At 72.1% G+C, this 22,193-nt stretch carries 21 protein-coding genes; 9 read left to right on the forward strand and 12 right to left on the reverse strand.

Features of this window, described 5'->3' with window-relative positions; translation table 11 throughout:
- Positions 1-227: 227 nt before the first annotated feature.
- On the forward strand, positions 228-1,175 hold the full coding sequence (locus AB0H83_RS42420; protein ID WP_360106340.1) for a COX15/CtaA family protein: 948 nt from the start codon (positions 228-230) through the stop codon (positions 1,173-1,175).
- Here the strand turns inward: AB0H83_RS42420 and AB0H83_RS42425 are convergent.
- The 3 genes from AB0H83_RS42425 to AB0H83_RS42435 all read right to left on the reverse strand — a co-directional run bounded on the left by AB0H83_RS42425 (position 1,142) and on the right by AB0H83_RS42435 (position 2,784).
- Positions 1,142-1,675, reverse strand: a complete 534-nt coding sequence (locus AB0H83_RS42425; protein ID WP_360106275.1) for a GNAT family protein — start codon at positions 1,673-1,675, stop codon at positions 1,142-1,144. The genes AB0H83_RS42420 and AB0H83_RS42425 overlap by 34 nt on opposite strands.
- Positions 1,626-2,342 carry a DUF4184 family protein gene (locus AB0H83_RS42430; RefSeq protein WP_360106278.1) on the reverse strand — a complete coding sequence of 239 codons (717 nt, stop codon included), beginning with the start codon at positions 2,340-2,342 and terminating at the stop codon, positions 1,626-1,628. Before AB0H83_RS42430 ends, AB0H83_RS42425 begins: the two co-directional genes overlap by 50 nt.
- A gap of 64 nt (positions 2,343-2,406) precedes the next feature.
- Positions 2,407-2,784 carry a VOC family protein gene (locus AB0H83_RS42435; RefSeq protein ID WP_360106280.1) on the reverse strand — a complete coding sequence of 126 codons (378 nt, stop codon included), beginning with the start codon at positions 2,782-2,784 and terminating at the stop codon, positions 2,407-2,409.
- Positions 2,785-2,893: 109 nt separating this feature from the next.
- Here AB0H83_RS42435 and AB0H83_RS42440 point away from each other — a divergent pair, with 109 nt between their 5' ends.
- Both AB0H83_RS42440 and pcaB read left to right on the forward strand, forming a co-directional pair.
- A complete protein-coding gene (locus AB0H83_RS42440; protein ID WP_360106283.1) occupies positions 2,894-3,208 on the forward strand; it encodes a hypothetical protein in 315 nt (104 codons plus the stop codon).
- Positions 3,209-3,563: 355 nt separating this feature from the next.
- Positions 3,564-4,715, forward strand: a complete 1,152-nt coding sequence (pcaB, locus tag AB0H83_RS42445) for a 3-carboxy-cis,cis-muconate cycloisomerase (protein WP_360106286.1) — start codon at positions 3,564-3,566, stop codon at positions 4,713-4,715.
- A gap of 39 nt (positions 4,716-4,754) precedes the next feature.
- Here pcaB and AB0H83_RS42450 read toward each other — a convergent pair whose 3' ends face one another.
- The 6 genes from AB0H83_RS42450 to AB0H83_RS42475 all read right to left on the reverse strand — a co-directional run bounded on the left by AB0H83_RS42450 (position 4,755) and on the right by AB0H83_RS42475 (position 9,533).
- Positions 4,755-5,516 (reverse strand): TIGR03089 family protein, encoded by a 762-nt coding sequence (locus tag AB0H83_RS42450; RefSeq protein ID WP_360106289.1) that lies wholly within the window; start codon positions 5,514-5,516, stop codon positions 4,755-4,757.
- 24 nt (positions 5,517-5,540) lie between these two features.
- Complete coding sequence (locus AB0H83_RS42455; RefSeq protein WP_360106292.1) at positions 5,541-6,164, reverse strand: hypothetical protein; 624 nt, start codon at positions 6,162-6,164, stop codon at positions 5,541-5,543.
- Between the two features lie 31 nt (positions 6,165-6,195).
- The gene (locus AB0H83_RS42460; RefSeq protein ID WP_360106295.1) at positions 6,196-7,032 is read right to left on the reverse strand and encodes an undecaprenyl-diphosphate phosphatase; all 837 of its coding nucleotides are present in this window, start codon (positions 7,030-7,032) and stop codon (positions 6,196-6,198) included.
- Positions 7,029-7,952 (reverse strand): hypothetical protein, encoded by a 924-nt coding sequence (locus AB0H83_RS42465; RefSeq protein WP_360106298.1) that lies wholly within the window; start codon positions 7,950-7,952, stop codon positions 7,029-7,031. The genes AB0H83_RS42460 and AB0H83_RS42465 overlap by 4 nt, the downstream gene beginning before the upstream one ends.
- An 18-nt stretch (positions 7,953-7,970) precedes the next feature.
- Complete coding sequence (locus AB0H83_RS42470) at positions 7,971-8,294, reverse strand: hypothetical protein (protein ID WP_360106301.1); 324 nt, start codon at positions 8,292-8,294, stop codon at positions 7,971-7,973.
- Between the two features lie 324 nt (positions 8,295-8,618).
- On the reverse strand, positions 8,619-9,533 hold the full coding sequence (locus AB0H83_RS42475; RefSeq protein ID WP_360106343.1) for a heme o synthase: 915 nt from the start codon (positions 9,531-9,533) through the stop codon (positions 8,619-8,621).
- A 518-nt stretch (positions 9,534-10,051) separates the two neighbouring features.
- On the opposite strand from AB0H83_RS42475, the gene tkt reads away from it, so the two are divergent.
- The 6 genes from tkt to pgl are packed head-to-tail and all read left to right on the forward strand — an operon-like array spanning position 10,052 to position 18,565.
- Positions 10,052-12,193: a transketolase gene (tkt, locus tag AB0H83_RS42480; protein ID WP_360106304.1), complete on the forward strand. Its 2,142-nt coding sequence runs from the start codon at positions 10,052-10,054 to the stop codon at positions 12,191-12,193.
- 31 nt (positions 12,194-12,224) lie between these two features.
- Entirely contained in the window at positions 12,225-13,334 is a 1,110-nt protein-coding gene (gene tal / locus AB0H83_RS42485; protein ID WP_360106307.1) for a transaldolase, read from the forward strand.
- 39 nt (positions 13,335-13,373) lie between these two features.
- A complete protein-coding gene (locus AB0H83_RS42490) occupies positions 13,374-15,260 on the forward strand; it encodes a hypothetical protein (RefSeq protein ID WP_360106310.1) in 1,887 nt (628 codons plus the stop codon).
- Positions 15,261-15,265: 5 nt separating this feature from the next.
- Complete coding sequence (zwf, locus tag AB0H83_RS42495) at positions 15,266-16,783, forward strand: glucose-6-phosphate dehydrogenase (RefSeq protein WP_360106313.1); 1,518 nt, start codon at positions 15,266-15,268, stop codon at positions 16,781-16,783.
- Between the two features lie 31 nt (positions 16,784-16,814).
- Positions 16,815-17,822, forward strand: a complete 1,008-nt coding sequence (locus AB0H83_RS42500; protein ID WP_360106316.1) for a glucose-6-phosphate dehydrogenase assembly protein OpcA — start codon at positions 16,815-16,817, stop codon at positions 17,820-17,822.
- The gene (gene pgl / locus AB0H83_RS42505; protein WP_360106319.1) at positions 17,819-18,565 is read left to right on the forward strand and encodes a 6-phosphogluconolactonase; all 747 of its coding nucleotides are present in this window, start codon (positions 17,819-17,821) and stop codon (positions 18,563-18,565) included. The genes AB0H83_RS42500 and pgl overlap by 4 nt, the downstream gene beginning before the upstream one ends.
- Before the next feature lie 852 nt (positions 18,566-19,417).
- On the opposite strand, the gene AB0H83_RS42510 is transcribed toward pgl, so the two are convergent.
- The 3 genes from AB0H83_RS42510 to AB0H83_RS42520 form a co-directional block, all read right to left on the reverse strand.
- Positions 19,418-19,756, reverse strand: a complete 339-nt coding sequence (locus tag AB0H83_RS42510; RefSeq protein ID WP_360106322.1) for an RNA polymerase-binding protein RbpA — start codon at positions 19,754-19,756, stop codon at positions 19,418-19,420.
- Between the two features lie 122 nt (positions 19,757-19,878).
- Complete coding sequence (gene secG, locus AB0H83_RS42515) at positions 19,879-20,136, reverse strand: preprotein translocase subunit SecG (protein ID WP_360106325.1); 258 nt, start codon at positions 20,134-20,136, stop codon at positions 19,879-19,881.
- Positions 20,137-20,206: 70 nt separating this feature from the next.
- Positions 20,207-21,910, reverse strand: coding sequence for an ABC transporter substrate-binding protein (locus AB0H83_RS42520; RefSeq protein ID WP_360106328.1), 1,704 nt, complete (start codon positions 21,908-21,910; stop codon positions 20,207-20,209).
- Between the last annotated feature and the right edge of the window lie 283 nt (positions 21,911-22,193).

Raw genomic sequence — 22,193 nt, forward strand, 5'->3', positions numbered from 1 at the left:
CGGGTGATCCAACGCACGGAAGGTAAGCCTCGCCTTACCTGCGACCAGCACCGGAGCTGAGCGCAAGCAACGCCGGACCGGAGCGCGGGCAGCGCTGGGGCCGAGCGCGAGCAACGCCGGAGCGAGCGCGGGCAACGCTGGGGCCGAGCACGGACAGCGCCGGAGCGCGCGGCGACCGCCGCCGAGCGCGATATGTAGCCGCGCGTAGTATCGGGCGGGTGTTGGGGATGCTGTCGTCGCTGCTCGATCGCCCCGTGGTGCTGCGCCGGGCGGCGCTCGCATCGCTGGTGGCGAACATCGGGATCGTGTGCACTGGAGGGCTCGTCCGGCTGACCGGGTCAGGGCTCGGCTGCCCGACCTGGCCGCGGTGCACCGAGGAGTCCTACGTGACGACCCAGGAGATGGGGCATCACGGCATCATCGAGTTCGGCAACCGGACGCTGACGTTCGTCCTCGGCCTCATCGCCGTCATCGCGCTCGCCGCCGCGTGGCGGCAGCGCCGCCGGGTGCCGGGGCTGCTCGCCGCCGGCGTGTGGATGATGGCCGGCATCGCGTTCCAGGGCGTCCTCGGCGGGATCACGGTGCGCATGGCGCTCAACCCGTGGACCGTGATGGCGCACTTCCTGGCCTCGATGCTGCTGATCGCCCTGGCGTACGTGTTCTGGCACCGCACCCGCGAGGTCCCGCCGCGCTGGACCGCGCCGGCCGCGATCCGCACCGCCGGGATCGTCGTCACCGCCGTGTCGGCCGTGGTGCTCGTGCTCGGCACCGTCGTCACTGGCAGCGGCCCGCACTCCGGCGACACGAAGGCCGCCCGCACCGGCTTCGACGCCGAGACCGTCTCGCAGCTGCACGGCGACGCCGTGTTCGTGCTGGTCGGGCTGACCCTGGCGATGTGGCTCGGGCTGCGCGCGCTCGGCGCCCCGCTGCGGGTCACCCGCGCCGCCGCGCTGCTGCTGGTGGTCGAGCTCGCACAGGGCGTGGTCGGGTTCGTGCAGTACTTCACCGGCCTGCCCTGGCCCGTCGTGCTGCTGCACATGCTCGGCGCGTGCCTGGTGTGGACCGCCACGCTCGGGCTGCTGCTGGCGGTGTCGCCGGGCGCGGAGCGCCCCGCCTCCGGGCGGCCCGAGGGCGAGCTGGTCTACGAGGGCCACTCCGACGCGAGCACCGCGTAGAGCAGGTCGTCGGTCCACTCGCCCTTCCAGTAGCTGGCCCGCACCAGCAGGCCCTCGCGGCGGAAGCCGAGCCGCTCCAGCAGCCGCGCGGAGCGCTCGTTGCGCGCGTCGAGGGACGCGTGCACCCGGTGCAGGCCCTCCTCGGCCAGCAGGTGCCGCACGATCCGGCCCACGGCCTCGGTCGCGTAGCCGCGGCCCTGGAAGGCGGGGGCGAACGTGAAGCCGATCTCCGCCTGCCGGCCGCCGTCGCCGCGGTTGACGCCCACGTCGCCGATCAGCAGCCCGCTGTCACGGCCCTGGACGGCGTACTGGAACCAGCCCTCCCGCTCGGGATCCAGGTGCGCGTTCTCGGTGACGAACGCGAGCGCGTCGCCGAGCGGGTAGGGGGCGTCCCACGACTGGTACCGGGCGACGTCCGGGTCCGAACGGTAGGCGGCGAGGGCGGCGGCATCACCCGCGTGGAACCGCCGCAGCAGCAGCCGGTCTGTCTCCAGGAGCACCCACGAAGTGTAGTGCCACGGACGCCGCGAGCAGAGCGATCATGGCCGATACGATCAGCCGCACGACGAACACGTGCGGGCCGAAGTACTCCAGCCGGCCGGTGATGAACGCGCCCGCCGCGAACGCCTCGACCGCGACCGACCAGAACAGCAGCGGCCGCCGCGGCACCACCGGGGCCGGCCCGTGCCACCGCGCGATCAGGTGGCGGCGCCCCACGTACCAGAGAAACAGCGGCAACAGCAGCAGCGCGGCGTAGTCGCTCACGTCGCGGACCAGCCGCCAGTGCGCGACCACGCCGGGGCCGGGGTGGGTGACCAGGTCCCAGAGCAGGTGGCTGGCGTCGCCGAGCAGCGCCGAGACCGCGGTGACCCACCACGGGTGGCGCACCCGGCGCAGCACCCCGTACTCCCGCAGCGGCCCCGGCAGGTGCGCCGCCACGGTGGGCGCGCCGAGGCGGATCAGCCACGCGGTGAGCACGGTGACCGGCAGCCCCCACCAGAACATGGCCGCGACCGTGTGGCTGCGCACCATGAGGGCGCCGCCCAGCGCGTAGGCGATGTCGGGCGCGGTCGCGCCGACGGCGAGGGCGACCCCGTCGAACCAGCGTGGCCGCCACAGCTTCAGCGGCAGGACGGCCAGGGGATGCGTCGGCAGGGTTGCGGGCACGCCGCCGACACTGCCGCACCGACCGGCGGATCCGGCCGGCGTGCACCGGACCCGCACAGGATCTTCACGGGTGCCGTTCGTCCTCCGCACCGGTCACGCAGAACTCGTTGCCGGCCGGATCGAGCAGCACCGCCCAGCCGCCCCCGCCGGCGTCGCGGTGGTCGGCGGCCAGGACCGCGCCGAGCGCGAGCAGCCGCTCGATCTCCGCGTCGCGGGGACGGTCGCCGGGCTGCAGGCACACGTGCACCCGGTTCTTGACCGTCTTCGGCTCCGGCACGGCCTGGAAGTACAGCCGGGGCCCATCGGCCGGCTCGATCACGACCTCGTCGTCGCCCGGGGCGCAGCCGGGGTGGACGGGATGCCCGACCACGCCCGCCCAGAAGGAGGCCAGGGCGTACGGGTCGGCACAGTCGAAGGAAACGTTACGGATGAACGACACCATGCCCCGCACCTTAGGCCCGGAAAGATTCACGGCTGGCCGCGCATTGCCGTGATGTAAATTCATCTGCACGTTCTTTGGCCATAGATCTTTCATGTGTAACCCTCGTGCAATGGGGCACACGGAACCGCTCATCATGCAGATCTACTGCCGCCTGGAAGTCGCGGTCAACGACCCGTCGGTCATCGCCAAGCTGGCCGGACAGCAGCTGCGCGACGCCGATATCAACTGGTCACGCAAGGAGGAGGACCTCGAGGAAGCGGTCCACCAGCTTGAGTCCGACCTGCAAGAGGCATTGGCATGCGTCGTTGAACAACATCGCATGACCGAACACCTTCCCGGGGTCGAGCCGCGGGGCGGCCTGGTGTTCACCACGTTCGGCAAGCCGGACGACCGGTTCCGCCCGGGATTCACCGACTTTCTGTAGCCGGTCGCATGGACGGGTAGGGGCGATCGGGCCGCGGACCGTGATCCACCGCAGGTCGGTGCAGGCGTCCGCGTTCGATCCGCCCCAGCCCGGTGTCCGGTGTCCGGGATCCGCTCGGTGAGCGCGGGCCGCGCACGGGGTCGCCGCTGAGGACGCCCAGCGACAGGCGTGATCCGGCAATGTCGGGCTTCGCCGCGCGGCGGCTCGATAGAGTCGTCAACGCGATGTCCGGCACCGCGGTCCGCGGGACCCCGTCACGGCGAGCGGCGGCGACCGGCCCGACACGACCCCGCACGAGCCTCCACCTCCGGCGGCACGAAACCTCCGTGGCGGGCATGAGATCTCCGGGGCGGCCATGAAACCGAACTCTTCGAGCCTGTTCGACGGCGTGCTGGCCCGCGGCGAGGTCGCCACGGCCGTCGGTGACGAGGCGTGGCTGACCGCGATGCTCCAGGTCGAGGCGGCCCTCGCGCAGGTGCAGGCGTTCAGCGGCCTGATCCCGCAGGCGGACGCCGACGCGATCACCGGCTGCGCCCGGCCCGAGCACTTCGACGCCGCCGACCTCGGCGCCCGCGCCGCCGCCAGCGGCAACCCGGTCGTGCCGCTGGTGGAGACGCTGCGGGTGCTCGCCGGCCCGGCCGGGCCGTCGGTCCACCTCGGCGCCACCAGCCAGGACATCCTGGACACGGCCGGCATGCTGGTCGCGGCGCAGGCGCTGCGGCCGCTGCTCGCCGACCTCGCCGTCTGCGCCGACCAGGCCGCCCGGCTCGCCCGCGAGCACCGCGACACCCGCATGATCGGCCGCACCCTGCTGCGCCAGGCGGTGCCCACGACCTTCGGGCTCAAGGCGGCCGGCTGGCTCAGCGGCCTCGACGCCGCCCGGCGGCGCCTGGAGCAGGTGCGGAGCGAGCGACTGGCGGTGCAGTTCGGCGGCGCCGCCGGCACCCTCGCCCCGTTCGGCGACGACGGGCCCGACCTCGTCGAGGGCCTCGCCACGATCCTCGGCCTCGGCGAGCCGGTGCTGCCCTGGCACACCGAGCGCACCCGGATCGCGGACCTCGCCGGGGCGCTCGGCGCGGCCGCCGGGATCGTCGCGAAGATCGCCCGGGACCTGACGCTCCTGGCGCAGGACGAGGTCGACGAGGCCGCCGAGAGCACGCCCGGCGGCTCGTCGGCGATGCCGCACAAGCGCAACTCGACCGCAGCCGTCTGCGCCCTCGGCAGCGCCGGGTCCGCGCCGGGCCTCGTGGCCAACCTCCTCGCCGCGATGGCCCACGAGCACGAACGTGCCGCCGGCGCCTGGCACGCGGAGTGGCGGCCGCTGCAGGAGCTGCTCGTGTGCACCGGTTCCGCGGCGGCGTGGCTGCGGGCCGCGCTGGAGCGGCTGCTCGTGCACCCGGACCGCATGCGCGAACATCTCACCCGCCGCGCACAGCCGGCCGAGTCGCCGGATGCCGCCGGTGTACTGGTGGACCGCGCGCTCCAGGCGCACGCGAAGGGGCTGTGACCCGGCGACCCGGGGCCGGGCGGCCGCCGGTGCCGGCGCCTACGACCGGCCGAAGATCCGGGTGGCGCCTTCCGCGGCGGCGAGCTCGTCCAGCCGGGCCGGGCCGGGGCACAGGATGATCGAGGCGCCGACGGACAGCGGCGCGAGCAGCCACTTCACCGGGTGCTCGTGCTCGGTGGCGTCGATCAGGACCCGGTCGCCGGCGCGCAGCTCCTGCCGCTCGGCGAGCTCCCGGGCGATGCTGCCCCACTGCCCGTAGGTGGTGCCGTCGCCGCTGGCCGCCGAGCCGGTCCGGACCAGGGCGGGCGCCGGGACGTCCGCCGGGTAGGGCGCGACGGCGGCCTCGAAGTCGCGGTAGCCGATGACGTCGCGCGGGTCGCGGTGCGCCGCGCCGCCCTCGCCGAACACGAACCGGTGCGGCGCGTCGGGGACGTCCTCCAGCCACGAGCCGAGCCGCTCCCTGGCGGCGAACACCACGTCGAACGGCACGCCCGCGTCGGGGCCGACGGCCGGCAGCCCCGCAGTCGCGGACAGCTGGAACGACACGGTCACCCCGAGCGACCACGCGCCGAGCAGCGCGGCCGCGGTGCGCCAGTGCGGCGGCAGCAGGACCGCGGCACGGCTGCCGGCACCCAGGCCGCAGTCGTGCAGCAGCCCGGCGGTGCGGGCGGCCCACCCGCCGAGCTGCGCCGCGGTCAAGGCGGTGCGCCGGCCGTCGGGCTCGTGCTGGGTGATCACCGGCGCGTCGGTCCCGGCCGGGTCCGCGCCCGCCGGCCGGGCCAGCTGTGCGGCGTCAGTCACCCGACCACCGTAGCGAACGCGGCGTCAGCGCATCACGACCGACTCGGAGCGGGCCACCTCCGGCGCCGTCGGCGGCAGCGACTCGTACTTCTTCAGCAGCGCGTGCACGACGAACACGTACGGGGTCTGCGAGATCAGCCCGGTGACCGTCGCCGTGACCCGGGTGCAGCCCTTCCCCGGCGGCACCGACAGCCACGTCCAGCCGGGCTGCGGGCCGATCAGCAGCTCCTGCGACATCCAGGTCAGCTGGTACTCCACGAGGCTGGGATCGCCGATGTTCCACCAGCTGACGGTCGCCGACGTGGTGCCCGGGACCACCTCGGCGCCGTTGACGACGCCGGGTCGCACCACGCCGGTGCACTCGGTCGGGCTCAGGCTCGGCGCCGGGTAGCTGCGGCTGACCTTCGGCAGCGGCGAGATCGACGCGAGCGGCCCGCGGACGGGGGCGCCGGTGGTCATGCCCGCGGACGGGTCCACGGCGTCGCCCCTGGAGTACACGGTCTTCTCCGGCAGGTCGAGGATCTTGCCGTCCTTCTTGGCGGTCGAGCCGTCGGAGCCGCCGCCGAGGCCGGGCAGCACGCCGCACCCGGCCACGCCGGTGAGCAGTGCCGAGGCCAGCACCATGGCCGCACCGAGCCGCCGTTTCACATGGGGATCATCGGCGGCCCGGGGCGGGATCTTAGGTGGCCTCGATCGTGCCGGTGCCCAGGAGGACGAGCAACAGGGTGCCGAGGGCGACCCGGTACACGATGAACACGGTGTACGTGTGCCGCGCGACGAACTTCAGCAGCCAGGCGACGGCCATGTAGCCGACGACGCCGCTGACCAGGGTCGCGACGATGGTGGCGGGCCAGCCGACGCCGGTGGAGATGTTGTCGTGCTCGTCGGCGATCTGCAGGACCCCGGCGGCGAACAGCGCCGGGATCGACAGGAAGAACGACAGCCTGGTGACGGTGACCCGGTCGAAGTCGCGCAGCAGGCCCGCCGACATGGTCGCGCCAGAGCGGGAGACGCCGGGGATCAGCGCCAGGGCCTGCGCGGTGCCGATGATGAGGGTGTCCTTCCACGTCACGTCGGCCTCGTGGCGCTGCTGGGTGGCGGCCCGGTCGGCGAACCACATGACCCCGGAGAAGGCGATGAGGGCCCCGCCGACGAACCACAGGCTGCGCAGGGTGGTCTCGATCTGGTCCTTGAACAGCAGGCCGACGATCGCGATCGGGATCGAGCCGAGGATCACCGACCAGCCGAACCGGTAGTCGGCGTCGGCGCGGCGGCGCTTGTCGAACAGGCCGCGGAAGAACGCGGGAACGATCCGGGCGATGTCGCGGCGCAGGTAGAAGGCGGTGGCCAGGACGGCACCGGTCTGGATGATCGCGGTGAACGCGGTGATGTCCGGGTCGTCGATCGAGTACCCGAGCAGCTTCTCGAGGATCGTGAGGTGGCCGGTGCTGGAGATCGGCAGGAACTCGGTCAGCCCTTCGACCGCACCGAGCAGGATCGCCTCGAAGATGTTCACGGGCGGTCCGCACGTTCGGCGACGGCCGCGACGACCGCCGCGGCGAGGCGCTGCGGCGCGCCGTCGGCGGTGGTCAGGAACAGCGAGGGCTCGGTCAGCTCGACCTCGATGACGACCGGGTCGCCAGAGGGCGACGGCAGCAGGTCGACCCGGGCGTAGAGCAGCGCCGCCGGGTCGAAGGGCAGCGCCGCCAGCACGCGGGCGGCCAGGGCGTGCTCGGCCGGCGACGGCGTCCTCGGCGTGATGGACTCCTCCTGGTACAGCGTCTCGACCCCGACGTCGGGTCCGGTGAGGATCGGGCCCTTGCGGATGGCGTGGCTGTACACGCCGCCGATGAACAGCAGGGCCGTCTCGCCCGCGGTGTCGACGTCGGCGAGGTACGGCTGGACCATGACGGTCCGCCCGGCCTCCTGCAGGCGCGCGACGTGGGCGGCGGCGAGGCCGGCCTGCTCCGGCAGCCGGTAGCGGCCGGTGTCGACGCTGCCGACGCTGACGGCCGGCTTCACCACGATCTCCGCGGCCTCGATCGTGTCCAGGACGTCCGTCGGGTCGCCGGGGCCCAGCCAGGTGGTGGGCACGATCGGGATCCCGGCCCGCTCCAGCTCGCGCAGGTAGCGCTTGTCGGTGTTCCAGGCGATCACGTCGGCCGCGTTGGCCAGCCGCGGCACCGACGTCGCCCAGGCGGTGAACTCGGCGCGGCGCTTCGGGTAGTCCCAGGTGTTGCGTACGACGGCGAGGTCGAACGCGGGCCAGTCCACGGCCGGGTCGTCCCAGACGGCGGGGACGGCGTTGACACCGGCGGCGGCGAGCGCCGGGATGAGGCTCTGGTCATCCGCGTCGAGCTCCGGCAGCTCAGCGCAGGTAACGAGAGCGACCCGGGCACCGGCCCGGGTCGCGGAATATGACTGTTCATTGATCACGCAGCGAAGATACCGACCTCAGCGGGAAAGGACACGCCGCCCCATCGAGCGCCACAGGTCGTTGCTGGGCCGCATCTGCTCGAGCAGCTCGCGCTCCCAGCCGTTTTCGATCGTGACACCGGCCTGCACGCAGGCGGAGCGTGCGATGTCGGTGCCCTCAGCCATCTGGTCGCCCCAGACGCCGTCCTCCCCGACGAGCACGATGCGGGCACCGCGCCGGCCGACGTACTCGATGACTGCCTTGGCGCCGCCGTGGTCGTCCGCGAAGGACTTGATGCCGGAGATCAGGCTGCCCGGCACCGGGCGGCTCAGGGTCATCGTCGTATCGGAACCATCTGCCATGACGGCCACACTAAAGGGGTACCCCGTTACTCGCGCGTGAACCGGCACCCTGTTGTGATCGTAGTTACTGACAGGTTTAGTTTACCGGGTGTTCGTTTTGCCCTGACAGAAACCGCTAAAACAGGATATTCGGGAGCGCGGATCGTGACCGAAAGAAGAGATGTGCATCACGTCAGGCAAACCGCCGCGCGGTGTGCCAAAAATTCGGGCGTTTCTGGGTTAAGTCCGGCTTAGGTCGGCATTTCGCAGAGCTTGCGTCACGCCTCCGGGGGACGGAGCGCGGGCGCGCTCCAAACCCAGCTGTCCGGACCCAGCCGTCCGAACCTACTGGATGAAGACGTCCACGCCGATCGCCACGCACAGCAGCGTGAGATACGTGACCGACCAGTGGAACAGCCGCATCGGCTTGAGCGGCTCGCCGCGGCGGGCCCGGCCGTCCAGCCGGTGCGCCTCCAGCAGCAGCATCGCGCCCACGACGACCGCGACCACCCCGTAGACGGGGGTCATGCCGAACGGCCACAGCGCCACCGAGGCGGCCACCGTCAGCCAGCTGTAGACGACCGTCTCCAGCCCGACGCGGCGCATGCTCGCCACGACCGGCAGCATCGGGATGCCGGCGCGGGCGTAGTCGTCCTTGAACTTGATCGCCAGGGCGTAGAAGTGCGGCGGCTGCCACAGGAAGACGACGGCGAACATGACCCACGCCGGCCAGGCCAGCCCGCCGGTGACGGCGGCCCAGCCGATGAGCACCGGCGCCGCGCCGCACGCGCCGCCCCAGACCGTGTTCTGCGGGGTGGTGCGCTTCAGCCACAGCGTGTAGACGAGGTCGTAGTAGGCGATCGCGCCGACGGTGAGCAGGGTGGCCAGCAGGTTGGTGAAGGTGGCCATCAGCACCGTGGACAGCGCCGCCAGGGTCAGGCCGAAGACCAGCACCGCCCGCGGCGTGATGCTGTGCGTGGCCAGCGGGCGCCGCGAGGTGCGCTTCATCAGCGGGTCGATGTCGCGGTCGATGTAGCAGTTGAGCGCGTTGGCCGCGCCGGCGGCCAGGGACCCGCCGACCAGCACCACGGCGATCAGCCACAGCGACGGCACGCCGCGCTCGGCCAGCAGCATCGCCGGGACGGTCGTGATGAGCAGCAGCTCGACGATCCGGGGTTTGGTCAGCGAGACGTAGGCCTTGACGACCGCGCCGAGGCCGGCGCGGCGGCCGGCCGCCTGATCCTGCTGCGCCCTGGCCAGCGCCGCCGCCGTCGTGGGGCGGACCGGCCGGGCCGCCGCCGCGCTCTGGGGGACCGCCGCACGGTCGACGAGCTGCGTCACGTCTGGAGAGCCACCTTCCGGCATCGGCCGCACCTGAGCGCCGCATGCCGTCAGGCCCGGCCGGGTGACGGCGCGGGAGGGACACGGCGGAGCCGAGGGTCCCGCCGAGACCGGCGGGCTCTCGCATCCTAGAACAGGATCAACGCAGGCCAGACGGCACCCCGGCACAGGCGGCCCGGGCCGGTCTCGCGCCACCCGGCAATGCTCCCGGCGGACAGAAGTTTCGCGCAAAGCTGAACCGATCCAGGTTTACCGCCGCCGTGTCGCATCCGTGCAGTCGCGCGCCGGTGGGGCGCCATGCGGCCATCGACTACCGTTGCCGCAGGCAGTGTCGCCGATGTCCGAAACATGGTCGACTGCGCGTGGGGCTACCCGATCGTGGGTAGGGTCGATCTGAACAGCCCTGACAACCCTCGTTCGACAGGAGCAGCACAGCCGTGAGCGCTGAAGAGGTCAACGGTCCCGAGTTTTCCTGGTCCGACGTCGACCGGCGCGCGGTCGACACGGTCCGGGTCCTCGCCATGGACGCCGTCGAGAAGTCCGGCAACGGCCACCCCGGCACGGCGATGAGCCTGGCACCCGCGGCCTACCTGCTGTTCCAGAAGGTCATGAGGCACGACCCGACCGATCCCAACTGGCTCGGCCGCGACCGCTTCGTGCTCTCCTGTGGACACTCGAGCCTGACCCTCTACATCCAGCTGTACCTGGCGGGCTACGGCCTGAGCCTCGACGACCTCAAGTCGCTGCGGCAGTGGGGCTCCCTGACCCCGGGCCACCCCGAGCACGGGCACACCGCCGGCGTGGAGACCACCACCGGCCCGCTCGGCCAGGGCCTCGGCAACGCGGTCGGCATGGCGATGGCGGCCCGCCGCGAGCGCGGCCTGTTCGACCCCGAGCCGGCCACCGGCGAGAGCCTCTTCGACCACCACGTCTACGTGCTGTGCTCCGACGGCGACATCGAGGAGGGCATCACGCACGAGGCCAGCGCGATCGCCGGCCACCAGAGGCTGGGCAACCTCGTCGTCATCTACGACGACAACGAGATCTCCATCGAGGACGACACCAAGGTTGCCAAGAGCGAGGACGTCGCCGCCCGCTACGAGGCGTATGGCTTCCATGTGCAGACCGTCGACTGGCGCGCGGGCCACGACGCCGGCGACGGCGTCTACGTCGAGGACGTCCAGGCGCTGTGGGACGCGATCCAGGCCGCGAAGGCCGAGACGAGCCGGCCGTCGTTCATCGCGCTGCGCACGATCATCGGCTGGCCCGCCCCGAAGAAGCAGAACACCGGCAAGATCCACGGTTCGGCGCTCGGCGCCGACGAGGTCGCCGCGACCAAGCAGATCCTGGGCTTCGACGCGCAGCAGACCTTCGAGGTGTCCGACGAGGTCCTGACACACACCCGCACCGCGATCGAGCGCGGCCGCGAACTGCACGCCGAGTGGGACAAGGGCTTCGAGGCGTGGAAGGACTCCGCCGACGACCGCGCCGCGCTGCTGGACCGGCTGCTGTCCGGCCAGCTGCCGGTCGGCTGGGCGAAGGTGCTGCCGGAGTTCCCGGCCAGCGAGAAGGGCGTCGCGACCCGCAAGGCCTCCGGCGACGTGCTCGGCGCGCTCGCCGGGGTGCTGCCCGAGCTGTGGGGCGGCTCCGCCGACCTCGCCGAGAGCAACAACACCACCATGGAGGGCGAGCCGTCGTTCCTGCCGACGGAGTTCGCCACCAAGGCGTTCCCCGGCCACGAGTATGGTCGCACGCTGCACTTCGGCATCCGTGAGCACGGCATGGGCGCGATCCTCAACGGCATCAAGCTGCACGGCCCGACCCGGCCCTACGGCGGCACGTTCCTCGTGTTCTCCGACTACATGCGCCCCGCGGTGCGCCTCGCCGCTCTCATGAAGCTGCCGGTCGTGTACGTGTGGACGCACGACTCGATCGGCCTCGGCGAGGACGGCCCGACGCACCAGCCGGTCGAGCACCTGACCGCGCTGCGCGCGATCCCCGGCCTGGCCGTGGTCCGCCCGGCCGACGCCAACGAGACCGCGTGGGCCTGGCGGCGGGCGCTGGAGGTCACCGACCACCCGGTCGCCCTCGCTCTCAGCCGGCAGAACCTGCCGGTCCTGGACCGCACCGAGTACGCGCCGGCGGAGGGCACCGCCAAGGGCGGCTACATCCTCAAGGACGCCTCCAACGGGCAGCCGCAGGTGATCATCATCGCCACCGGCTCCGAGGTGCAGCTCGCCGTCGGCGCGCAGCGCCGCCTGGAGGAGGAGGGCACCCCCACCCGGGTCGTGTCCATGCCCTGCCAGGAGTGGTTCATGCAGCAGGACCTGGCGTACCGCCAGCAGGTCCTTCCGACCGGGGTCAAGGCGAAGGTCACCGTCGAGGCCGGCATCGCCATGTCCTGGCAGCACATCCTGGGCGACCACGGGGTCGCCGTGAGTATCGAGCACTACGGCGCCAGCGCGCCGCACACGGTGCTGTTCGAGCAGTTCGGCTTCACCGTCGACAAGGTCGTCGCGGCCGCGCACGCCTCGCTCGCCAAGGTCGGCGAGATCACCGGCACCACCACCGGCAACTGAGCACCGGCAACTGGATAAGAGGAGCACTGCGATGAGTTCCGATCGGCTGGCCGAGCTCTCCGCCGCGGGTGTGGCGGTCTGGCTCGACGACCTCTCCCGGCAGCGACTGAGCAACGGCGGCCTCGACAAGCTGCGCCGTGAGCAGCATGTCGTGGGCGTCACCACCAACCCCACCATCTTCGCCAAGGCGCTGTCCTCCGCCGAGGACTACGCCGACCAGGTCAATGACCTCGCCCTGCGCGACGCGCAGGTCAACGAGGCGATGCGCGCGCTCATGACGTATGACGTGCGCTGGGCCTGCGACGTCATGCACCCCGCCGCCGACGCCAGCAAGGGCGTCGACGGCCGGGTCTCCATCGAGGTCGACCCGGGCCTCGCCGCCGACACCGCCCGCACCATCGCCGAGGCGAAGGCGCTGTGGTGGCTCGTCGACCGGCCCAACCTGTTCATCAAGATCCCCGCGACCAAGGAAGGCCTGCCGGCGATCACCGCCGCGCTCGCCGAGGGCATCAGCGTCAACGTGACCCTGATCTTCTCCCTGGAGCGCTACGAGGCCGTCATGAACGCGTTCTTCGCCGGCCTGGAGCAGGCGAAGGCCAACGGCCACGACCTGTCCAAGATCGGGTCGGTCGCGTCGTTCTTCGTGTCGCGCGTCGACACCGAGTACGACAAGCGGCTCGACAAGATCGGCTCCGACGAGGCGAAGGCGCTCAAGGGCAAGGCCGCGATCGCCAACGCGAAGCTCGCGTACAAGAAGTACGAGGAGCTGTTCTCCTCCGAGCGCTGGCAGGCCCTCGCCGACGCCGGCGCGATGCCGCAGCGGCCGCTGTGGGCCTCGACGTCGACGAAGAACCCTGAGTACCGCGACGTGATCTACGTCGAGGAGCTCGTGGCGCCCGGCACGGTCAACACCATGCCCGAGTCGGTCATCCACGCGTTCGCCGACCACGGCGAGGTCCGCCTCGACGCGATCACCGGCTCCTACGCGGAGGCCCAGCAGGTCATGGATGCCCTCGCCGCCGTCGGCATCGACTACGACGACGTCGTGCAGGTGCTCGAGCGCGAAGGCGTCGAGAAGTTCAGCGTCAGCGGCAACGAGATGATCGAAACGGTGAGGACCGCGCTGGAAGCCGCCAAGTAAGGGCACGCAGTCACTAGGCTGGTTTTGTGGAGGGTGCGGGTGCCTGATCTTCTCGACGACGTCACCGCGGCGGCTGGACTCACGGTGTTCGGTGCCGCGGCCGTCGCCGGTGGGATCGACACCCGCACCCCACTCCCCGACCGGCTGCCCGACTGGTCGCCCGACTACGACGTGGTGCCGCGGGTCACCGCGCTCCGCGCGGAGCTGCGGGCCGTCGGGCTCGACCGGATCGTCCTCGCCGGCGGCGGCGCCCCGGCCCGCGCGGCCGAGGCGATCACCCGCACACTCGGCGTGCCGCTGACGGTCCTGTCCGGCACCGACCCGCACGGCGCCGCAGCCGCCGTCGCCGACCGGCTGCAGCGCACCGTGGTCGTGCTGACCTCGGCGTCGGCCACGTCGACGGCGCTGGCGACCGACAGCCACCGGCGGGCGTACCTGCAGGCGTTCGAGGAGCACAACATCCACGACCCCGGCCGCCGGTTCGTCTTCGTCACCGTGCCCGGCTCGCCCCTCGCCACGACCGCCCTGGAGATGGGCGCGCAGCTGTTCCTCGCCCAGCCCGGGGCGCTGTCCGCGTTCTCGCTGGTGCCGGCCGGCCTCGCCGGCGCCGACATCGGCGACCTGGTCGAGCAGGCGTTCGCGCTGGCGGAGCCGCCACGGCGCAGATCGGCGCCGGCCGGTTTCGCACTGCCGACGGCCGGCTTCACCCCTGCCCTGCCGACCCCCCGCACCGGCGACGCCGGCCCTGCCACGCCCGGCGGCTTCGGCACCGGCGTCCCCGCTGCCGGCGTTTTTGCCGCTACCGGCGCCTCTGCCGCTGCCGGCCCTCCTGCCGCTGCTGGCGCTTCCACGGACTTCGGCTCGTCTTCCGCGTCGGGCAACCGCGCGGAGTCCGACGCGGTGCGGTTCGGGCATCCGGCGGTCGCGCTCGGAGCGGCCCTGGCCGCCGCGGTGGCCGGGGGGCGGGACAAGCTGGCACTCGCGTCCGACGGCAGCGGCATCGTCGGGCTCGGCGAGTGGGTGGCGGAGCTGCTCACCGCCGCCGGTTCGCGGGCCGTGCCCGTCGTGCTGGAGACACCGGGCAGCTGGGGGCACGAAGGCCCCGACGTGCTGAGCGTGACCACCGGCGGGGCCCTCGTCCCAGGGGTCATGCCCGGCGGCGGCATCGCGCCCGACCTCGCCGTCAACGGCCCGCTCGGCGCGCAGCTACTCGCCTGGGAGCAGGCCCTCACCGTGGCCGGCCTCGTCGAGCCTGCCACCCCTGCTGCTTCGGCCATCCCTGCCGGATCCGCCGGCCCTGTCGGATCCGCCGGCCCGGCCGGATTCTCCGCCGCCGGGTCTGCCGGCTCCGCCCGGGCTGTCACCGGCGCCGGTGGCCCGGCAGGGCCCGGCTCGCAGGAGGGGGTCCTGCGCGTCCTGGACCTCGGGCTGCCGCCGGAGGCGCCCGCGTTCGTCGACGGGGCCGTCGAGGTGCACTGCTCCGCGGAGTTCCGCAGCGCCGTCGGCGCGACGACCCTGATCGGGGCGCTGGACGAGTTCGCGCGGACGGTGCCGCCCGGCGGGATCCTCGCCGTGCACGCGCACCTGGACCCGACCGCGGACGCCGCGGCACTCGCGCTGCGGACCGGGCTGGCCGGACGGGTCGTCCGGGCCGTGACGTTCGCCTGGGGCGGCACACAGGTCCAGCCCGGTGCGGGCGTCGGAGGCGGTGCGGGTACACCTGCCGCATCAATCATCCAGATCACCGGTGCGGTGTCGGCGGACCTGCGCGTGCCTGGACGCCCCTACACGTTCGGCGACCTGCAGGCCGCTGAGGCCGCCGACGACCGGCAGGTCCTGCTGGACCGGGGGCTGCCGCTGCTTCGCCTGCACCTGACCGACCGGAAGTCCGGTATCGACCAACTGTTGGCCGCCCTCGGAGGGTGAGTGTGATGACCAATCCCTTGCGGGACCCGCAGGACCGGCGACTGCCTCGGATTCCCGAGCCGTGCGCGCTGGTCATCTTCGGCGTCACCGGTGACCTTGCCCGCAAGAAACTCATCCCGGCGGTCTACGATCTGGCCAACCGGGGACTGCTGCCACCCAGCTTCGCGGTGCTCGGCTTCGCCCGCCGCGACTGGGGCGACGGCGACTTCGAGGGCCTCGCCCGCAAGGCCGCGCAGAGCGGGGCCCGCACGGCGTGGCGCGAGGAGGTCTGGGCCCGCCTGGCCGGCAACATCAAGTTCGTGCCGGGCTCGTTCGAGGACGACGCGGCGTTCGACCACCTGGCGCAGACCCTCAACGACCTGCACGACGAGTCGGGCATCCCTGGCAACGCGGCGTTCTACCTGTCGATCCCGCCGTCGGCGTTCCCGGTCGTGCTCAAGCAGCTCGAGCGCACCGGCATGTCCGACAACGCGAAGTCCGGCGGGTGGCGGCGGGTCGTGGTCGAGAAGCCGTTCGGCTACGACCTGACCACGGCGCGGCAGCTCAACGACCTCGTCGACGACGCGTTCACCGCGCAGGACGTGTTCCGCATCGACCACTACCTGGGCAAGGAGACGGTCCAGAACATCATGGCGCTGCGCTTCGCCAACAACCTGTTCGAGCCGGTGTGGAACTCCAACTACGTCGACTCGGTGCAGATCACGATGGCCGAGGACGTCGGCATCGGCACCCGCGCCGGGTTCTACGACACCGTCGGCACCGCCCGCGACGTCGTGCAGAACCACCTGCTGCAGCTGCTCGCGCTGGTCGCGATGGAGGAGCCGACGGCGTTCGACGCGACCGCGATTCGCACCGAGAAGCTCAAGGTGCTCAACGCGATCACGGTGCCGACCGACGTGTTCACCAACACGGTGCGCGGGCAGTACCTCACCGGCTGGGTCGCGGGCGAGCGCGTGGCCGGCTACCTGGAGGAGAAGGACGTCCCGCCGGACTCCAAGACCGAGACGTACGTGGCGATCCGCCTCGGCGTGCAGAACCGCCGCTGGGCCGGGGTACCGTTCTACGTGCGGGCCGGCAAGCGCATGCCGCGCCGGGTCACGGAGCTGGCGATCTCGTTCAAGAAGGCGCCGCACCTGCCGTTCCACAAGACGGACGTGGAAATGCTCGGGAACAACCAGCTCGTCATCCGGGTGCAGCCCGACGAGGGCGTGATGCTGAAGTTCGGCTCGAAGGTCCCCGGCACGACGATGGAGGTCCGCGACATCGCGATGGACTTCCAGTACGGCGAGGCGTTCACCGACGCCAGCCCCGAGGCGTACGAGCGGCTGATCCTCGACGTCCTCATCGGCGACAAGACGCTGTTCCCCGACTCGGCCGAGGTCGAGGCGAGCTGGACCGTGATCGACCCCCTGGAGGAGGCGTGGGCGGGTTCGACGCCGGAGCCGTACCGCGCCGGCGAGTGGGGTCCACGAGCTGCTGACGAGATGCTGGCCCGCGAGGGCCGCGCCTGGCGCCGGGCCTGAGTCCCGAGTCGACGTTGAAAGGGAACTGGTCATGATCGGACTTTGGGACACCACCGGCATCGAGGTCGTGAAGGCCCTGGCCAACGAGCGGCGCAGCGCCGGCGGGCTCACCAGCGGCCTCGCGCTCACCCTCGTCGCCGTCGTCGACGAGCGGCAGGTCCGGGAGGCCGAGGCCGCCGCCACCATCGCCGCGTCCGCGCACCCGTGCCGGCTGCTCATCATCGTGCGCGCCGACGTCACCCAGCAGCGGTCCCGCCTCGACGCGGAGATCGTCGTCGGTGGGCGGCTCGGTCCCTGCGAGGCGGTCGTCATGCGTATGCAGGGCCGGCTCGCGCTGCACGCCGAGTCGGTCGTCATGCCGCTGCTCGCCCCGGACGTGCCGGTGGTGACGTGGTGGCAGTGCACCCCGCCGGAGCGGATCGCGTACGACCCGCTCGGCGTCGTCGCGGACCGCCGCATCACCGACAGCGCCCAGGCCGCCGATCCCGTGGGCAACCTGCGCATTCGCGCCGACGACTACGTGCCCGGCGACACCGACCTGTCGTGGTCGCGCATCACCCCGTGGCGCACGCTGCTCGCCGGCGCCTTCGACGCCAACCGCGTCGGCGTCACGGCCGTGGAGATCATCGCCCCGGACAACGACCCGACCGCGCCGCTGCTCGGCGGCTGGCTGGAGGCCCGGCTCGGCGTCCACCCGACCCGCCGCAGCGGCCAGGGCAAAATCATGGAGGCGGTGCACCTCGAGCTCGCCGACGGCAGCGCCATGAAACTCATCCGCGACCTCAACGCCGGCATCGCCACCCTGCAGCGCAGCGGCCAGCCCGACCGCATCCTGCCGCTGAGCCGCCGGCCGCTGGGCGAGGAGCTCGCCGAGGAGTTGCGGCGCCTCGACCCCGACCAGCCGTACGCCGCCGCCCTGGCCGCGGCGACCGGCCGGCGGCACCTCGACGAGCGGCGCGCGCCGCGCGTGCACATCTGGAAGGACCCGGCACTCGCCGAGCGTCCCGAAGCCACTCCCCTGGAGTCCGTCCCTTCATGACCTCTCCCCTTCCCCAGTCCCGGACCGTCGTGGTGCACGACGGGCCGAAGCTGCTCGCCGAGGCCGTCGCGGCCCGGCTGATCGTCCGGCTCACCGACGCGCAGGCGGAGCGGGGTGTCGCGTCGCTGGTCCTCACCGGCGGCCGGATCGCCGCCCAGATCTACGCCGCGGTCCGCGACAACCCGGCCCGCGACGCCGTCGACTGGTCCCGCGTCGACTTCTGGTGGGGCGACGAGCGGTTCCTGCCGTCCGGCGACCCCGACCGCAACGAGACCCAGGCCCGCGACGCCTTCCTCGCGGCGCTGCCGGTCGACCCGTCGCGGGTCCGCCCGATGCCCGCCGCCGACGGCCCGCACGGCCCGGACGCGGCGGCCGCCGCGGCGTCGTACGCGTCCGAGCTCGCCGGCGCGCACTTCGACGTGGTGCTGCTGGGCGTCGGCGAGGACGGCCACGTCGCGTCGGTGTTCCCCGGCCACCCGGTGGGCGAGGACCCGCGGCCGGTCGCCGACGTGCACGACAGTCCAAAGCCGCCGCCGGTACGGATCACGCTGACCCTGCCGACACTCAACACGGCCGCCGAGGTGTGGCTGCTGGCGTCGGGGTCGGGCAAGGCGGACGCGGTGCGGGAGGCGCTGGCGGGCACGCCGGCCGCCGGCGGGGCGCTGCTGCCCGCGGCGAGGGTGCACGGCCGGACGCGGACGCTGTGGCTCGTCGACACCGGCGCACTGCCGGCCGGTGCGTAGCTGGGCAGGCACATAGCTGGGCCGGCACGCGCTCGGCGCTGGGCCGGGCCAGCCTGCGTGCGGCTACGGCTGCGGCGCGCGGCGGCCCAGCACGCGACAACGGCTACCGCGCGACGCGAACCAGCGAGCCTGACCCACGGCTGCGGCGCGCGGCTGGCCGGCACGCGACAACGGCTGCCGCGCGACGCAACCGACGAGCCACTCGCAGTCACGGCTGCGGCGCGCGGCGAGCTGGCACGTGACAACAACTGCGGCGCGGCGCGAACCATCGAGTCCTACCCACGGTCGCGGCGCGCGGCGAGCTGGCACGCGACAACGGCTGCCGCGCGACGCAACCGACGACCCACCCACAGCCACCGCAGCAGCGCGGCGCGAACCGATAGGCCCGTGGTGGTCCGCCTCGGGCTATCGGCGAGCCGGCCCGGCTCCGGGGTGGCGCTTCCGGGCATGATCGACGGCGCCCGCGCTTCCCGTGACTCGCTGCTCGGTGCGACGAGCAGGCACCTGCGGCGGCACGCAACGCCGAAGCCCGGCGCCCCGAGAAGACGACCAGGGTCACACCCGGACATCTCAGGGCCGCCGCCGAGGCTTGAGATCACGCAGCGCCGCTGACACGCCCCGGAACGGCGTAGCGCCCCGGCCGATGCACGCCCCGAACGCGCGGCGCAGCCGCTCGGCCTCGCGAGGTCGCCCAAGGTCGCGAGGCCAGCGGTCACCGCAGCACCACGACACCGCAGTGCATCGCCGCGGCGTAGGGCCCGGCACGGCGGCACGCTAACGCTGCGGGACTGTGCGGGTACGGTCGGACAACCGGGCAGAGCAGAGCCGCCGGCGGCACCAAGCGGAAGGGCCCTAACCGCGACGCTGGCGGAGGCGGGCAAGTGCCTCAGCAAGGATGGCCTCGCCGTCCTCGGCGGAGCGGCGTTCCTTCACGTAGGCCAGGTGGGTCTTGTATGGCTCGGTGCGTGGACGCTCCGGCGGGGCCTGCTCGTCCTGGCCCGCAGGGAGACCGCATCGGGGGCAGTCCCAGGTGGCGGGGGGCGTGATCTCGGCGGCGAAGGCCGGCTCGGTCACGTGCCCGTTGGCGCACCAGTAGGTGATGCTGCGGCGGGGGGCCTGGTCACCGCGCTCGGACCAGCGCATGGGGCCGGAACCGACTCGGGTCCCGCGGATGGCGTTACCAGCTGCCACGGCTGCTCGCTCCTGTTCGTCGGGGGGTGCGACGTCGTGCGGAGGCAGGAGTGTGGGCGAAAAACACCTGCGCGCGGCCCGCCGAACGGACCGCGCGCATGAGTCTAGAACGCGGAGCGTGCTCAGGCACCACCGTTTCCGACAATTTTCAGCCAAAGGCCAAGACCAACGATGCAGGCGAACCAGATGATGCCGACCAGCAGCGTGTAGCGGTCGAGGTTCTTCTCAGCGACCGACGAGCCGGCGAGGCTGGACGAGACGCCGCCGCCGAACATGCTCGACAGGCCACCGCCCTTGCCGCGGTGCAGCAGCACGAGCATGGTGAGCAGCACGCTCGTGATGAGGAGCAGCACGATCAGGGTGTAGGCGAACGCCGTCATGGCGCGGTCGTCCTCTCGGTGGGCGGGCGGTGGCGGAGTGCTATCGCAAAACAGACGCAAGCTTACTGGATCAGGCCAGCCCAAGGGCACACAGGTCGGGCTGGCCGAACTGCGGGTGGATGAATCCGCCCCTGACCTTCGTGCCGGACATCCGCAGGGCCTTCATGTAGATGATCGGGATGGCGGCGGCCTTGCTCGCGATCTTCTCGTCCAGCTCGCCCCAGAGCAGGTACTGCCGCTCCGGCACCGACTCCTCCAGCGCCGCGGTGATCTCGTTGTTGATCTCGGGGTCGTTGAGCAGGGCGTAGTTCTGGTTGTTGGTGGCGTTGGCCTTGGCCGGGATCAGGCGGCCGTCGAACAGCGGCGGGATGACCGCGGAGCCGTTGGCCCAGTCGGGGATCCAGCCGGCCCAGAGCAGGTCGTTGGTGTTGGCCGGGTTGCCGATGACGTCGAAGTACGTCTCCGGGTCGATGCCGTTGACCTTGATCTGGATGCCGATCTGCTGGTACGTCTCGACCATCGTCGCGGCGAGGCGCCTGATGTCCTTCTGCTCGGGGATCGCCAGGGTCAGCGTCGTGGCGCACGGCTTGCCCTTGTTGCGCTGGTCGTCCATCAGCTTCATCGCCACGTCGGGCTTGCCCTCGACGTTGGCCGTGCTGTCGTACAGGTCGAAGTCCTTATGGGCCTTCAGCTGAGGGGCGATCATCGTGTTGGCGTAGTCGCCGAACACGGAGCCGCCCATCGCGGCGCGAAACTTACGCTTGTTGAAGGCGAAGACCAGGGCGCGCCGGCAGTCCAGCTCGGGCATCCGCTTGGTGTTCAGCGACAGGTACCGGATGCCGCCGTAGCTGCCCTGCACGGCCCTGGAGGACAGGGCGGGGTCGTTCACCACCTGCTGCACGAAGTTCGGCGCGACGTTCTTGTCCAGGTCGATCGCCTCGGCCCAGTCGCCCTCGCTCTGGATCAGGTTCGAGGTGACGGTCGGCAGGTCACCGTTCGCCTCGATCACGATCTTGTCGGGGTAGGCCTTGCGCACGCTGTCGCTCTTGCGGTCCCAGTACTGGTTGCGCACGTAGACGAGCTGCTGGTCGGTGTTCTCCTGCAGCTTGTACGGCCCGTTGGAGAACGGCTTCTTGTCGTACTCGCCCTTGGTGTCCTGCTTGGCGAGCACCGGCGCGAACACCGACATGGCGGCCGTGTAGCCGAAGTCGCCGACCGGCTGGGACAGCGTGAACTTGATGTTGCGGTTGTCGACGCACTGCACGGACTGCAGGCCCTTGCCGTTGTTGTTGCCGCCGACGAACGGGCCCGCGTAGTTGTCGGTGCCGGCGAGGTACGTCTTCGCGTACGGCTGGGCGACCGAGAACAGGCTGGAGAAGCTGCGCTCCACGCCGTACTTGACGTCGGCGCAGGTGATCGGGGAGCCGTCCTCCCAGCGGATGTCGTCCTTGAGCTGGAAGTCCCAGACCCGGTTGCCCTCGCTGGGGCGGCCGGCGTCGGTGGCCAGGTCGCCCACGATCTCGCTGGCGGCCTCGCCGGGCTCCGAGCGGAACGTGGTGAGCGTCCGGGTGGTGAGGCGGCTGATGTTGGCCTCGGTGGCGGTGGCGATGCGCTGCGGGTCCAGGTGGGCCGGCTTGGCGCTCACGACGACGCGGAGCGTCCCGCCGCTCTTCGGCGGCTGCGGCTGGTTCTCGGCGCCGGCGTCGCTGCAGGCGGCCGCCGTTGCGAGCAGCGTCAGGCCGGCCAACGACGCCACGAAACGCTGTGCGCGCATGCTCGTTCCCCACTCGTCATGGTCGGCCCGTTTGTGGCGGGCGGCCCTGGCTGTTTGCCCCGCGACGCGCGCGGGTCCGTGCCCTCGCTGGTGCGTGGGCGCGTCCGGCAACCCGGTGTCAGGGCTGCGGACCAGGCCACTTTAGGCGGCGTTCATGGCGTGCGGAACGTGGGGTGGGATACAAAACAGCGTCGCGCGGCCCGGAACCGGACCGCGCGCCGCTGCCCGGCGAAGACCTGCCGTTCAGCCGGCTCGACATCACCGGCTACCCGACGACGGACTT

It is taken from the genome of Dactylosporangium sp. NPDC050688, assembly GCF_040654515.1.
GTDB lineage: Bacteria > Actinomycetota > Actinomycetes > Mycobacteriales > Micromonosporaceae > Dactylosporangium.

What these genes read in the sequence shown, in the direction of transcription:
- AB0H83_RS42420 (WP_360106340.1), top strand. Translation starts at nt 228, where the DNA reads ATGCTGTCGTCGCTGCTCGATCGCCCCGTGGTGCTGCGCCGGGCGGCG.
- AB0H83_RS42435 (WP_360106280.1), bottom strand. Translation starts at nt 2,784, where the DNA reads ATGGTGTCGTTCATCCGTAACGTTTCCTTCGACTGTGCCGACCCGTAC.
- AB0H83_RS42440 (WP_360106283.1), top strand. Translation starts at nt 2,894, where the DNA reads ATGGGGCACACGGAACCGCTCATCATGCAGATCTACTGCCGCCTGGAA.
- pcaB (WP_360106286.1), top strand. Translation starts at nt 3,564, where the DNA reads ATGAAACCGAACTCTTCGAGCCTGTTCGACGGCGTGCTGGCCCGCGGC.
- AB0H83_RS42470 (WP_360106301.1), bottom strand. Translation starts at nt 8,294, where the DNA reads ATGGCAGATGGTTCCGATACGACGATGACCCTGAGCCGCCCGGTGCCG.
- tal (WP_360106307.1), top strand. Translation starts at nt 12,225, where the DNA reads ATGAGTTCCGATCGGCTGGCCGAGCTCTCCGCCGCGGGTGTGGCGGTC.
- zwf (WP_360106313.1), top strand. Translation starts at nt 15,266, where the DNA reads ATGACCAATCCCTTGCGGGACCCGCAGGACCGGCGACTGCCTCGGATT.
- AB0H83_RS42500 (WP_360106316.1), top strand. Translation starts at nt 16,815, where the DNA reads ATGATCGGACTTTGGGACACCACCGGCATCGAGGTCGTGAAGGCCCTG.
- pgl (WP_360106319.1), top strand. Translation starts at nt 17,819, where the DNA reads ATGACCTCTCCCCTTCCCCAGTCCCGGACCGTCGTGGTGCACGACGGG.
- secG (WP_360106325.1), bottom strand. Translation starts at nt 20,136, where the DNA reads ATGACGGCGTTCGCCTACACCCTGATCGTGCTGCTCCTCATCACGAGC.
- AB0H83_RS42520 (WP_360106328.1), bottom strand. Translation starts at nt 21,910, where the DNA reads ATGCGCGCACAGCGTTTCGTGGCGTCGTTGGCCGGCCTGACGCTGCTC.